9 protein-coding genes are annotated in these 13,160 nt (G+C 71.8%); 7 read left to right on the top strand and 2 right to left on the bottom strand.

The window, feature by feature from the left end; all coding sequences use genetic code 11:
• Positions 1 to 11 precede the first annotated feature (11 nt).
• Both J2X60_RS00185 and J2X60_RS00180 read left to right on the top strand, forming a co-directional pair.
• Positions 12 to 281, top strand: a complete 270-nt coding sequence (locus J2X60_RS00185) for a hypothetical protein (RefSeq protein ID WP_309776721.1) — start codon at positions 12 to 14, stop codon at positions 279 to 281.
• Between the two features lie 231 nt (positions 282 to 512).
• Positions 513 to 1,028, top strand: coding sequence for a hypothetical protein (locus J2X60_RS00180; RefSeq protein WP_309776722.1), 516 nt, complete (start codon positions 513 to 515; stop codon positions 1,026 to 1,028).
• 38 nt (positions 1,029 to 1,066) lie between these two features.
• Here J2X60_RS00180 and J2X60_RS00175 read toward each other — a convergent pair whose 3' ends face one another.
• Positions 1,067 to 1,912, bottom strand: coding sequence for a helix-turn-helix transcriptional regulator (locus tag J2X60_RS00175; RefSeq protein WP_309886050.1), 846 nt, complete (start codon positions 1,910 to 1,912; stop codon positions 1,067 to 1,069).
• A gap of 173 nt (positions 1,913 to 2,085) precedes the next feature.
• Between J2X60_RS00175 and J2X60_RS00170 the strand changes: the two genes are divergently transcribed.
• The 3 genes from J2X60_RS00170 to J2X60_RS00160 all read left to right on the top strand — a co-directional run bounded on the left by J2X60_RS00170 (position 2,086) and on the right by J2X60_RS00160 (position 11,079).
• The gene (locus J2X60_RS00170; RefSeq protein ID WP_396127767.1) at positions 2,086 to 3,369 is read left to right on the top strand and encodes a glycosyltransferase; all 1,284 of its coding nucleotides are present in this window, start codon (positions 2,086 to 2,088) and stop codon (positions 3,367 to 3,369) included.
• A gap of 358 nt (positions 3,370 to 3,727) precedes the next feature.
• Positions 3,728 to 9,298: a glutamate synthase-related protein gene (locus J2X60_RS00165; protein ID WP_309886046.1), complete on the top strand. Its 5,571-nt coding sequence runs from the start codon at positions 3,728 to 3,730 to the stop codon at positions 9,296 to 9,298.
• On the top strand, positions 9,295 to 11,079 hold the full coding sequence (locus tag J2X60_RS00160; RefSeq protein WP_309886045.1) for a sulfite reductase subunit alpha: 1,785 nt from the start codon (positions 9,295 to 9,297) through the stop codon (positions 11,077 to 11,079). Before J2X60_RS00165 ends, J2X60_RS00160 begins: the two co-directional genes overlap by 4 nt.
• Positions 11,080 to 11,335: 256 nt before the next feature.
• On the opposite strand, the gene J2X60_RS00155 is transcribed toward J2X60_RS00160, so the two are convergent.
• Positions 11,336 to 11,722, bottom strand: coding sequence for an ATP-dependent DNA ligase (locus J2X60_RS00155; RefSeq protein WP_070418059.1), 387 nt, complete (start codon positions 11,720 to 11,722; stop codon positions 11,336 to 11,338).
• 59 nt (positions 11,723 to 11,781) lie between these two features.
• Here J2X60_RS00155 and J2X60_RS00150 point away from each other — a divergent pair, with 59 nt between their 5' ends.
• Entirely contained in the window at positions 11,782 to 12,156 is a 375-nt protein-coding gene (locus J2X60_RS00150; protein WP_309776727.1) for a metalloregulator ArsR/SmtB family transcription factor, read from the top strand.
• Entirely contained in the window at positions 12,156 to 13,142 is a 987-nt protein-coding gene (locus J2X60_RS00145) for an SRPBCC family protein (protein WP_309886044.1), read from the top strand. The genes J2X60_RS00150 and J2X60_RS00145 overlap by 1 nt, the downstream gene beginning before the upstream one ends.
• The last annotated feature ends 18 nt before the right edge of the window (positions 13,143 to 13,160 follow it).

Raw genomic sequence — 13,160 nt, 5'->3', positions numbered from 1 at the left:
CGGGGGCCCGCATGCCGAACGACTTCGCACGACTGCCGGAGCGGCCGCGCGCCGACGACCTCGTGGTCGAGGTGCCCGCGTTCGAGGACGACCGGCCCCAGCCCGAGCCCGCGCCGCCGGCCGCGGCCCCGGAGCTCGTCGCGGCGACCGAGTTCGCCCGGACCTCGCACGCGCCGGCCACGATCCGGCGGACGCAGGTGCGCGCCGGGGTCTGGATCGCGGGCGTCCCCATCGCGGTGCTCGCGGTCATCGCGGTCGTGCAGGTGCTGTTCGCGCGCTGAGGCGTCGGGACGCCAGGACGCCGAGCTCGAGCTCGGCGCTCGGCGCTCGGCGCTCGGCGCTCGGCGCTCGGCGCTCGGCGCTCGGCGGGAGCTTGCCTCGTCCGCGCCGAGGGTGTCCCGATCGTCAGACGATCGTCCAACGTCCCGCCCGATCGCGTGCGATCGAGCGGCGACCGTCGCAGGCTGGTCCACGTCCGAGCAAGACGACCCGAACGGGTCACCACTGCAGAGATGGGATCGAAGACCATGAAGTCCTTCAAGTCCAAGACCGTGAAGACCCTCGCCGGCACCGCCCTCGGCGGCGCCGTCCTCGCCGGAGCGCTCGTCGCCGCTCCGGCCCAGGCGGCCACCCCCGCCCCGACAGCCTCGCAGTCGAGCAGCGTCGACGGCAGCGGGAACGTCAACGTCAACCTCGACCCGGTCGCGATCGTCAACGCGATCCGCGACGCGGTGAACGACCAGAGCGACCGCGGCGGTGCCGTCCAGGCGGCACTCGACGTCGGCTACTGGAACGCCGGCAACCCGGACCGCCTCACCGTCGCGGTCGTGAACAAGAACCAGGACATCTCGGTCGAGGGCGACGTCGCGGACGCCCAGTCCATCGACATCAAGGGCGGAAACTACGTCATCTACTGGTTCAAGGGTCCCGGCCGCATCACCAACAACGGTGACGGCGGCTGGCTGAACTGGGGTGCGTTCGGCAACATCGAGCGCATCGACAACGTCATCAGCGTGAACGGCGGCTGATCCCCCCCTCCCGTTCGACGCCCCCTGGGACCTCGGTCTCAGGGGGCGTCGTCGTGCGCGGCGGCGCCGAGTTCCCGGGACCCGCGGTCCGTACGAGCGACGCCACGCACCTCACAGCGGGACCGGATCCAGCCCTTCATGAAGGCGACGGACACCATCGCCGTGCGGTTCGGTGCCCTCCACGAGCGCATCAGCCGACCGAGGTGCCACGCCACGGCCTGCCTGCTGTAGGACGTCTCGCGTGCGATCTCGTCGTTCGACAGACCTCGCGCGGCGAGGGCGAGCATGGTCTCCTCGGTCTCGTCGAGCCCCGGGACCTGCGCGACGAGGTCGATCTCACCGGTCGTGATCTCCGGGGCGAGCGAGGTCTCCTCCGCCGCCGAGGCCACGGGTGCGGACGCCCGACGCCGTTCGTGTGCCCAGGCCTCCGCCCAGCAGGAGCCGAGCTCGTGCGCCACGAGCGACGCACGACTCATCGCGAGCATCGTTCGGCCGGCGTGGTCGACGGTCACCCCGCCGTCGCGCACCACCGAGTGCATGACGACGGCGAACACGCGGATCGCGGGCAGCGCTCCCCGGAGCACGACGGAGACGTCCACCCGCGGGTCCTCGGCGCTCGCCGCCGCCACCGCCCGCAGCCGCGCGAGGCACCCGGCATCGACGGGCTCCCCGTGCTCGACCGCCCGGAGCGCGGCGGGGAGCACGAGCGGGACGATCTGCTCGTAGCGCTGTCGGAGCCAGTCGTGTCCGGCCGGCCGGATGCCGTGGAGCGGCGGAGCGAGCAGGAGCTCCTGGAACTCCGCGCACCGTTCGTCGAGCGCCAGGCCCAACCGTTCCCCCGGCAGCAACGCTGCGGTCCGGTGCGGGTCGTCCTGTGCGGCCACGGCGCCTCCTCGTCAGCACCCGTCGCCCTGACCGACGGGTGTCGCGCTCCTGACGGTACCGATGCACGTCGCGATCGGTTCGCCGTCGGACGTGAATGGTCGCCGAACACCCTCCAGCGTTCTTAGCCGCGGCACAGCGGGCTGCTGCGGTCCCCGTATGCCCGGTCCCGAGCATGAGCACCATGACGGAGACGAACCACACCCTCGACATCGACATCGTCGTCCCCTGCTACAACGAGCAGGACACGCTCGCCGCCCACGTCCGCCGCTTGCACACCTTCTGCCGGACGTCGCTCCGGAACACCTGGCGCATCACGATCGCGGACAACGCCTCGACCGACGACACCGCGCGGATCGCCGACGACCTCGCCGCGATGCTGCCGGACGTGCAGGCGGTGCACCTGCCGGAGAAGGGCCGGGGCCGTGCGCTCAAGGCCGTCTGGGCAGCGTCGCCGGCCACCGTGCTGGTGTACGTCGACGAGGACCTCTCCACCGACCTCGCCGCGCTCGAGCCCCTCGTCGCCCCGCTGCTGTCCGGGCACTCGGACGTGGCGATCGGCACCCGGTTGGCAGGTTCGTCACGTGTGGTGCGTGGCGGGAAGCGCGAGTTCATCTCCCGCTCGTACAACCTGCTGCTCCGCACCACGATGGGGGTGTCCTTCTCGGACGCGCAGTGCGGCTTCAAGGCGATCACCCGGCAGGCCGCGGAACACGTCCTGCCACTGTGCGAGGACGACGCGTGGTTCTTCGACACCGAGCTGCTCGTGCTGGCCGAGCACGCCGGACTGCGGATCCACGAGGTCCCGGTCGACTGGGTGGACGACGTGAACTCGTCGGTGCACATCGCCTCGACCGCGACCGAGGACCTCAAGGGGATGTGGCGGGTCTCCCGCGGGCTCGCGACCGGACGGGTGCCGATCGGCGCCGTGTACGACGCCATCGGCCGCCGTCCGTTCACGCCGCCGCACGTCGGGATCGTCGGGCAGGTGCTGCGCTTCGGGACGATCGGCGTGCTGTCGACGATCGCGTTCGCCGTGCTCTACGCCCTGTTCCGCCCGGCGATCGGTGCCCAGACGGCGGACTTCCTGGCGCTCCTGGTCACCGCGATCGGCAACACGGCGCTCAACCGACGCTTCACGTTCGGGGTTCGGGGACGTGCCGGCGCGGGGCGGCACCACGTGCAGGGGCTGGTGGTGTTCGGGATCGCGTGGGCGATCACGTCCGGGTCGCTGGTGATCCTGCACTCGGCGGCACCGGGATCGTCGCACGGTGCGGAGATCGTGGTGCTCACGGCCGCGAACCTCGTGGCGACGCTGGTCCGCTTCGTCCTGTTCAAGGCGTGGGTGTTCCGGTCCCGGCGTCGTCCGGAGCTCATCCGCCCGGGCACGACCCCGGCGGCGGACGCGAGCACGGCGGCGACCGAGCCGATCGCGGTCGACGAGCGCCACGCCGCCTGACGCCGGCGGCCGGCGGCCCGGCCGGCCCGCGGCCGCCGCGCGGCCGGCGGCCGGGCCGGGCGTTCGCACAACGGAAGTCACTCCGCGCCACGGGGACCCGCGGCGCGGAGTGACTTTCGTTGTGCGCAAGCGAACCGCTCCGCACCCCCGCCGCACCCGCGCCGCACACCCCCACCGCGCCCGCGCCGCGCACCCCGGCCCCACGGTGTTGCGCGGGCGGTATACCGCGCCGTAGCATCGCCTCACCGCACCACAACCCCACAGGGCCCGACTGCCACCATCGGTCTGCCCGCGGCGAGCGCTCCACTGATGCAGCCTGGCCGTCCGCTGCCGGCAACGCCCCACTGGACCTGCACACGTGAACCCCTCCTCCTTCGGTCTCTACGACCCTGCCCGCGAATCGAGCGACTGCGGCGTCGGTTTCATCACCCGACTCGACGGGACGCCGAGCCACGACGTCATCCGCAAGGGCGACGAAGCACTGTGCGCCATCCCCCACCGCGGCGGCAAGTCCGCCGAGGGTGTCGGTGACGGCGCGGGCGTGAGCATCGACCTGTCGGTGGAGTTCTTCAGCGCGATCACCGGCGAGGAGCTCCGCGCGGGCCACTTCGGCGTCGCGAACTGCTTCGTGCCGAGCGGCGCAGGCCCGGCTGCGGACGCCGAGCGCGCCCGTGCGCAGCAGACCGTCACGGACGCCATCGAGCAGCAGGGCTTCGAGCTCCTGCTCGTCCGTGACGTCCCGGTGGACCACTCCGTCGCCCGTCCCGAGGCCGAGCAGTACCAGCTGCCGATCGTGCAGTGGGTCTTCCGCGCCCCCGAGGCCTGGACCCGCGCCGAGGTCGACGCCGCCGCCAACCGCGCCCTCCTCGCGATCGAGGCGGTGTCGTACGGCCAGGCCGCCGCCGACCGTGCCGAGCACGCCGCCCTGTACCCGCTGTCGCTCAGCGCCCGGACCCAGATCCTCAAGGGGCGGCTGAACTCCGGCGAGGTCATCGGGTACTTCACCGACCTGCGTGACCCGCGCCACTCGGTCCGGACGCTCTACTTCCACACCCGGTTCTCGACGAACACCGAGCCGCACCCGACGATGGCGCAGCCGTTCCGCCTGATGGCGCACAACGGCGAGCTGAACACCGACCGGAAGAATCGGCTGTCCGACGAGGCCCTCGCCCGTGCACGGACCCGCAGCATCGTCCGCCCGCCCGGCCAGTCCGACTCGAGCCGCCTCGACCAGACCCTGCAGAGCCGGGTGTTCGACGACGGCCTCGAGATCGTCGAGGCCGTGGTCTCGCTCATGCCCCCGGCGTGGGAGAACGACCGCACCCTGACCCCGGCGGTGCGGGACATGCTCGAGTTCTTCTCGCTGTACGAGGAGAAGAACGACGGCCCGGCCGCCGTGATCTTCAGCGACGGCGACGTGGTCGGCGCACGGCTCGACCGACTGGGATTGCGCCCGCTGCGCTCGGTGCAGACCGCCGAGTACCTGATGGTGTCGTCCGAGGCCGGTCAGGTCGAGTTCGAGCCGGAGGACGTCGTGCACCGCGGCCGCATCGAGGCGGGCGGCATGCTCGTCGTCGACCACCGCACCGGCACGCTCATGCGCACGCGTGAGGTGCTCGAGATGCTCGCCGCGCGGAAGCCGTACGGGACGCTCCTCGACGCCGCGCGCGTCAACCTGGACGACGTCCCGGCGCCGGAGTACCAGCGCACGACGACCACGCTCGGCTACGAGGGCGACCTGTCGCTCGCGGGCCGCTACGTGGCGTACTCGCTGAACCAGGAGAGCTTCCGGTTCATGCTCGACCCGATGCTGCAGAACGGCTCGGAGCGGATCTCGGCGATGGGCTACGGCAACGCCATCAACGCCCTGAGCGACACCGAGGGCGGCATGGCGAAGTACTTCTCGCAGCGCTTCGCCCAGGTGACGAACCCGCCGCTCGACTCGATCCGCGAGGCCGACGGCATGTCGATGCGCGTCGCCCTCGGCGCGAAGCCCGACGGGACGGGTTCGGCGACGCGGCAGCTCGTCGTGGAGTCCCCGATCCTCGGGCACCTCGACATGGTGCGCCTGCGCGAGCAGGACATCGTGCCGCTCGAGCGCTTCGACATGCTCTACGTGCCGGTGCTCGGCGACGAGCAGGCGAACGCCGACGCGGTCCGCACCGCGACCGAGCACCTCGCCGACGCCGTCGCCGCCTTCGCCGAACGCACCGGCGGCATCGCCGTGCTCACCGACCGCAACGTGTCGTCGACGCACGCGCCCCTCCCCGTCATCCTCGCCGTGGCCGCCGTCAACCAGCGGCTCATCGAGACCGGTCTGCGCCTGCGGATCTCCGTCGTCGCCGAGTCCGGTCAGCTGCCATCGTCACACCACGTGGCGACGGCGCTCGGTTTCGGTGCCGCGGCGGTGTACAGCCTCTCCGCACGTCTCCGTGCGGAGGAGAAGTACCCCGCAGCGCCCGCCCCGGCCGGCGAACTGACCGCGACCGACCTCGCCCTCAAGCGCTTCCGGAAGGCGGCCGAGAAGGCCCTCGCGAAGACGATGGGCCGCGTCGGGCTCTGCACGGCCGAGAGCTACATCGGCGGCGAGTTCTTCGAGCCGAACTACCTCGACACCCGCGACGACCTGCTCGCCCGGGTCTTCCCGCACATGCAGGCCCCGGTCGGCGGCGTCGGGTTCGCCCGCATCGCCCAGGCGGCGACGGACTGGCACGAGCGCGCCCGCACGGTGGAGTCCGAGGGCCAGGTGCCCATGCTCGGCCTCTTCAAGGAGCGCTCGGACGGCGCCGGGCACTCGTTCGGCGTCGCGAGCGTGCGCGGCTTCGGCGGCATGACCGAGGAACGTCCGGCCTTCGAGCGCTCCGGCGACTCCGAAGCACTGCGGCTCCTCACGCTCGGGCAGCTCGACGACGCGTTCGGCATCACCGACACCGCCTACCGCAACACGGGCTACGACCGGCTCAGCGACGCCGAGATCGACGCGCACCGGATCACCCCGGGCTACGTCACGTTCCTGCAGACGACGCACGACGAGCGGTCGCGCCGTCCCGCCGCCCTCCGAGACGTCCTCGCACTGCCCGCGGACGTCACCGGCATCGACACGGCAGAGGACTTCGCCCGCGAGCTCGGCCGCTTCTCGACCACCGGCAACGCGAGCGTCACGGTGCGTGGGCTCTCCGGCTCGCGTCCGGCCGACGACGGGGACCTTCCAGGAGGCACGGCTCGCTTCCGCCTCGAGCTCACGTCGACGGGGACCACGGGTGCACTGCGCCACGCGGCCCTCGCGGACGGCCTCGCGCTGTTGCACCCCGGTCAGGTCGACGTCGACTCCGTCGACGACACCCAGGTGACGCTCCGCGCCACCGGCTCCGCCGTCGAGCTGCTCGCACTGCTCGACCACGCCCCGGCGAGCGTCGCGCTCGACGAGGTCCAGCCGGCGCACGAGATCACCCGGACCCTGGCGTCCGGCGCGATGAGCCACGGCGCGCTCGTCGCGACCGCGCACGAGGCGGTGGCGCACGGCACGAACATGGTCGGCGGCATGTCGAACAGCGGTGAGGGCGGCGAGCACCACTCCCGCTACGGCACGATCCGCGGCTCGCGCATCAAGCAGTTCGCCTCGGGACGCTTCGGCATCTGGGCGGGCTACCTCGCCGACCCGATGCTCGAGGAGCTCGAGATCAAGATCGGCCAGGGCGCGAAGCCGGGCGAGGGCGGCCAGCTGCCCGCGCCGAAGGTCACGGTGGACATCGCCGCGGCCCGTGGTGGCACCCCCGGCGTCGAGCTCATCTCGCCGCCGCCGCACCACGACACGTACTCGATCGAGGACCTCGCGCAGCTCATCCACGACTGCAAGGCCGCCCGCGTCCGGGTGATCGTGAAGCTCGTGTCCTCCGAGGGCATCGGCACCATCGCGGTCGGCGTCGCCAAGGCCGGCGCGGACGTCATCAACGTCGCGGGCAACACCGGTGGCACCGGCGCCGCGGCCGTCACGAGCCTGAAGTACGCCGGCCGCTCGGCGGAGATCGGCGTCGCCGAGGTCCACCAGGCGCTCGTCGCGAACGGCCTCCGCCAGAAGGTCACGCTCCGCTGCTCGGGCGCGCACCAGACCGGTTCCGACGTGGTCACGAGCGCGCTGCTCGGCGGCGACAGCTTCGAGTTCGGCACGACCGCGCTCATGATGCTCGGCTGCGTGATGGCGAAGAACTGCAACGTGAAGTGCCCCGCTGGTCTCACCACGAACGCCGAGGCGTTCGAGGGCGACCCCCGTGCGCTCGCGCAGTACCTGCTCAACATCGCCCACGACGTGCGGCAGATCCTCGCACGCCTCGGCCTGCGCTCCCTGCGCGAGGCCCGCGGTCGCACCGACCTGCTGCAGCTCCTCGACCACCCGGCGAGCGTCGGGCGCCTCGACGTCCGGGCGCTCCTCGCGCAGGTCCCCGAGAAGCTCGTCGAGGACCCGGAGTACCTCGAGAAGGACTTCCACACCGACGACGCGCTGCTCGAGCGGGTCCGCACGGCCCTCGTCGACCACGAGCAGGCGCACGTGCTCGTGCACGGCGTGCTGCTCGGCAACAGCGACAAGTCCGTCGGCGGCCAGCTCGGCATCGACGTGGAGCGCCTGCTCAACCACGAGCTGCGCGACACCGACCTGTCCGGGCACCCGGCGATCACCACGGACGACCGCGGACGCCGCCGGCTCGTCGACGGCGCGGTCACGATCCGCACGCTCGGGTCGGCCGGGCAGTCGTACGGCGTGTTCAACAACGACGGCATCGTGCTCGAGCACACCGGCACCGCGAACGACGGCGTCGGCAAGAGCCAGAGCGGTGGCCGGATCATCGTCCGCGCCCCCGGTGGCGGCAGTGCCGGACAGGGCGGCAACGTCCTCGTCGGCAACTTCGCGCTGTTCGGGGCGACCGGCGGCCGCACCTTCGTCGAGGGTGAGGCCGGCGACCGGTTCGCCGTGCGCAACTCCGGCGCGACCGCCGTGGTCGAGGGCGTCGGGGACTTCGGCTGCGAGTACATGACGGGCGGTGCCGTGTTCAACCTCGGCACCTTCGGCAAGGGCCTCGGCAACGGCATGTCCGGTGGGTTCCTGTACCAGTACGACCCCTCCGGCGAGGTCACCGAGCGCGCGAGCACCGACTCGCTCCTCGTGTTCCCGGTCACCGACACCGAGCGCGGGGCCTTCCACGAGGCAGCGGCGCGCCTGCTGCTCGAGTGGCACCTCGAGGCGACGGGCTCGGCGCTGGCCGAGCGTCTGCTGGCCGAGTGGGAGACCACCCGCCAGCACGTCTTCGTCGGCATGCCCCGGGCGCTCCTGCTCACCCAGGACGCCGGCGAGATCCTGGCCGCAGCGAGCCGGAACGAACTGCTCGACGAGCTGGCGACCTCGATCGCGACGGACAAGCTCCGCGCGTTCAAGGTCGACTACCGCGACCAGCGCGCCGTCCTCGGTGGCCGTGCCCCGTCGCTCGGCGACCAGGGCGACGACATGTTCTCGCTCCTGTCCTCGTACACGGTGCTCGGCGTCGCCCAGGACCTCGCGCTCGAGCGGGTCCCCGGCGCGGCCGGCCCGAACGACCCCCGGGTGACCGAGGCGGTCAAGAACCTCATCCTCACCGAGGACTTCTTCGTGAAGCAGCGCGTCGTGAAGTACCTGCGCGGCACGCTGGACCGCTTCGCGGACGACGAGCTCGCGACCCTCATCGCGATCAAGCGCCTCGACGACTACAAGCGCGCGCTCACGCAGCGGAACAACCGCAGCATGGACGCGCCGGGCACCACCGGGTGGATCATGCACCAGAACGCCAAGAACGACGGCCGCGTCCGCGAGGCCCGCTTCGACGAGCTGCTCGCGAACGCGGCGCTCGAGGACATCGCCCGCCGTGCACCGCAGGCGCCGACCGAGGCGGTGTCCGCGTGAGCCTGCTCCCCCCGACCGGATCGCTGATCCCGGTCGACGCACCGTTCTCGCAGGCCCAGGAGTCCTGGCTCGCCGGGTTCATCGCCGGCATCGCGGCCGCGGGCAAGCGGGCCTCCGGCGGCGCCCCGACGACGACGATCGACGTGCTGTTCGGCACGCAGACCGGCAACGCGGAGTTCCTCGCCGACGAGCTGGTCTCCGGCGCGAAGGCCCGCGGGCTCGGCGGTCGTGCCACCGCGCTCGACGCCGTCACGCCGGAGCAGCTCGCCGGGATGTCGCACGTGCTCGTGGTCACCTCGACGTACGGCGAGGGCGAGATGCCCGACAACGCCGGACTGTTCTGGGACGCGATCCAGGCGACCACCGTGCCGCGGCTCGAGGGACTGCAGTACGCCGTCCTCGGGCTCGGCGACACGAGCTACGACGAGTTCTGCCAGGCCGGCAAGCTCCTCGACACCCGGTTCGAGCAGCTCGGCGCCACCCGCATCCACGACCGCGTCGACTGCGACGTGGACTACGAGGACCCGGCCGCGCTCTGGACGGCCGCGGTGCTCGACCGTCTGGCGGCGGAGGCGGGCGTGCAGCCCGGCGCGACCACGGCGGTGGCGGCGACCGGTACGACGACCGCGGCCGGCGGGGCGAGCGCGAGCCGTGCCTCCAGGCCCGGTGCCCAGTGGAACAAGCGCAACCCGTACCCGTCGGCGCTGGTCGAGAACCGGCTGCTCTCCTCGCCGCGCAGCGCGAAGGAGATCCGGCACTACGAGTTCGACCTCGGCGACTCCGGGATCGAGTACTCGGCGGGCGACGCGCTCGCGGTCGTGCCGGTCAACGACGAGGTGTTCGTCGGCGAGCTGCTCGAGCAGGTCGGCGCGAACGGCTCCGAGACGCTCGACGGCCGCCCGGTCACCGAGGTCCTGCGGACCGACCGCGAGATCCGGACGCCCTCGAAGGACCTCATCGCGGACCTCGTCCAGCGCGCACCGTCGTCGGAGCTCGCCGCCGTCGTCTCGCACGGTGACAAGCACGAGCTCGACCGCTGGCTGTGGGGTCGCGACGTACTCGACCTGCTCCGCGACGCCGGACCCGCGGCACCCGGACTCGACGAACTCCTGCCGAACCTCCGGCCGCTGCAGGCGCGCCAGTACTCGATCTCGTCGAGCCCGCTCGCGCACCCGGACCGCATCCACCTGACGATCGCGTCCGTCCGGTACGGGGACCCGCACCGCATGTACGCCGGCGTCGCGTCGACGTTCCTCGCCGACCGGGTCGCCCCCGACGGCACCGTGGAAGTCTACCTGCAGCCGAACGCGTCGTTCGGGGTCCCCGCCGACCCGTCCGCGCCGATGATCATGGTCGGCCCGGGGACCGGCATCGCCCCGTTCCGCGGGTTCCTGCACGAGCGTGCGGTCTCCGGGGCGACGGGCCGGAACTGGCTGTTCTTCGGCGACCAGCACCGCGACACCGACTTCGTCTACGAGGACGAACTCACCGAGCTGCAGGAGCAGGGCGTGCTGGACCGCCTCGACCTGGCGTTCTCGCGCGACCAGGCCGAGAAGGTCTACGTGCAGACCCGGATGCTCGAACAGGCCCCGGAGCTCTACTCGTGGCTCGAGGACGGCGGGCACCTGTACGTGTGCGGTGACGCCTCACGGATGGCGAAGGACGTCGAGCAGGCGCTCCTGGCCGTCATCGCGAGCCAGCGGGGCAAGGGCGAGGACGACGCGCAGGCGTACCTCGCCGACATGCGGCGCGGCAAGCGCTACGTCCGCGACGTGTACTGAGCGGCGCGCGCGGCCGGTGCCACGCCCGTCGCCCCGGTGCGGAACCCGAATCCACGACCGGGGCGACGGCGAGGGGGCGCTGTGGGCCGGGAGGCCCCTGATCCGGGACTCCTCGCGCGTCGCGTGGTTCCCCCCCTCCGACCGCGGAGCCACCGTCACCGGCTCCCTGGGCCGGAGTCGATCACTCGCGCGGTACGCCCACCGTACTCAGACTGCACGGACGTGCGCGACCCGTTGACCGTTCACGCGCAGTGTGCTACCCCGCGTCGTCGGTACCGGAGTCGTCGTCCGCGTCGCCCGGCACCACCGCGCGGGACCACGCCGAGTCGTCCGCCGTGCTCGTGTCCGACGGCTCCGGGGTGAGCACGAGACCGGAGCCCGAGGTGGCGGCGGCGTAGAGGTCCTCGAGCCAGCTGCGGTTGATCCGGGGCACCCGGCTGCCGGAGAACTTGAAGTGCAGGCTCACGTTCGGGTGCATCCAGATGGTGCTGCGCCCGTTGCCGTGGACGGCGTCGTCCTTCCACGAGAACGCGAACCGGTGCTCCCGCCGGAGCATGTTCACGATGACGATCTGCAGGTGTGTGAGCGCTCGGTCGTCGATCCGGAGGTCGAGCGGCTCTCCGTCGTAGATGAGCTGACCCATGCGTCCTTGTACACCGCGGGGGTTGTGCGGCGGGCAGGACCGTCGTAACGTACAACCAAATGGTTGCACGAATCGAACTGAGCGATGCCGAGGTCGACCGGGTCTTCCACGCCCTGGCCGATGCGACCAGACGCGACATCGTCCGTCGCACCCTGGTCGGCGAGGCGTCCGTGAGCGCGCTCGCGGACGCCTACGCGATGTCGTTCGCCGCCGTCCAGAAGCACGTCGCCGTCCTCGAAGGAGCAGGACTCGTGACCAAGGAACCCCGGGGCCGCACCCGCATCGTGCGCGCCGAGCCGGGACAGATCGATCGCGTCCGTGGGCTGCTCGACGGCTACGCGGACCTCTGGCGCGGCCGGATCGACCGGCTCGACGCACTGCTGGGAGCAGACCGCGCGCCGCGCGGCGACGACCGAACGCAAGGGAGCCACTGATGCCGACCACGTCCGTCCACACCGACCCCGAGGAGCTCACCATGACCCTCGTGGCCGAGTTCCCCGTCCCCGTCGAACGCCTCTGGGCAGCGTTCGCGGATCCCCGACAGCTCGAACGCTTCTGGGGCCCGCCCGGGTTCCCCGCCACGTTCACGTCGTTCGACCTCCGTCCCGGCGGTGTCGCCCACTACCGGATGACCTCGCCCGAGAACGAACGGTTCCACGCACTCTGGCAGGTGTCCGAGGTCGACGAACCCCGCCGGATCGCCTTCCGCGACCTGTTCTCCGACGCCGAGGGCACGGTCGACGACTCGCTGCCCGCGAGCGAGACCGTGCTGTCGTTCGACACCGTCGACAGCGGGTCACGGGTGACGGTGCTGACGTCGTTCGCGTCCTCCGCCGACCTCGACGCCATGCTCGAGATGGGCATGCTCGACGGCTACGAGCAGGCCTTCGGGCAGCTCGACACGGTGCTGGCCGACCTCCGTGAGTACGCCCTCGGCCGGGGCACGGTCACCGAGATCGTGGACGACACCCACGTGGCCATCACCCGCGCGTTCGCGGCGCCGCGGCACCTGCTCTGGCGAGCGCACACGGAGCCGGAGCTGATGCGCCGCTGGCTGCTCGGCCCGGACGGGTGGGAGATGACGGTGTGCGAGAACGACCTGGTCGTCGGGGGCTCGTTCCGGCAGGCCTGGGCGCCCGTCGGGGACACCGAGGGCGAGGCGTTCGGGTTCGAGGGCGAGAACCTCGTCATCGAGCCGGAACGTCGCATGGTCACGACCGAACGGATGACCGGTGCGCCGTTCCCGGCCAACGTCAACGACCTGCAGTTCGACGAGGCCGACGGCGTCACGCTCTTGACGCTCCGCATCACCTACCCCGACCGGGAGCAGCGGGACATGATCCTCGCGACCGGCATGACGGACGGCATGGAGACGAGCTACCAGCGTCTGGAACGCGAGGTCCTGTCCGCAGCGGCGTGAGTCGTGACGGACGGGAGG

The sequence above is a fragment of the Curtobacterium sp. 320 genome, from assembly GCF_031455235.1.
In the GTDB taxonomy this organism is placed as follows: Bacteria; Actinomycetota; Actinomycetes; order Actinomycetales; family Microbacteriaceae; genus Curtobacterium.
This window is presented reverse-complemented; position numbering and strand designations above follow the sequence as displayed.

Excerpts from the sequence above, each read along its gene's own strand:
- J2X60_RS00145 (WP_309886044.1), top strand. The coding sequence starts at position 12,156 with ATGCCGACCACGTCCGTCCACACCGACCCCGAGGAGCTCACCATGACC.
- J2X60_RS00155 (WP_070418059.1), bottom strand. The coding sequence starts at position 11,722 with ATGGGTCAGCTCATCTACGACGGAGAGCCGCTCGACCTCCGGATCGAC.
- J2X60_RS00170 (WP_396127767.1), top strand. The coding sequence starts at position 2,086 with ATGAGCACCATGACGGAGACGAACCACACCCTCGACATCGACATCGTC.
- J2X60_RS00185 (WP_309776721.1), top strand. The coding sequence starts at position 12 with ATGCCGAACGACTTCGCACGACTGCCGGAGCGGCCGCGCGCCGACGAC.
- J2X60_RS00180 (WP_309776722.1), top strand. The coding sequence starts at position 513 with ATGGGATCGAAGACCATGAAGTCCTTCAAGTCCAAGACCGTGAAGACC.
- J2X60_RS00150 (WP_309776727.1), top strand. The coding sequence starts at position 11,782 with ATGGTTGCACGAATCGAACTGAGCGATGCCGAGGTCGACCGGGTCTTC.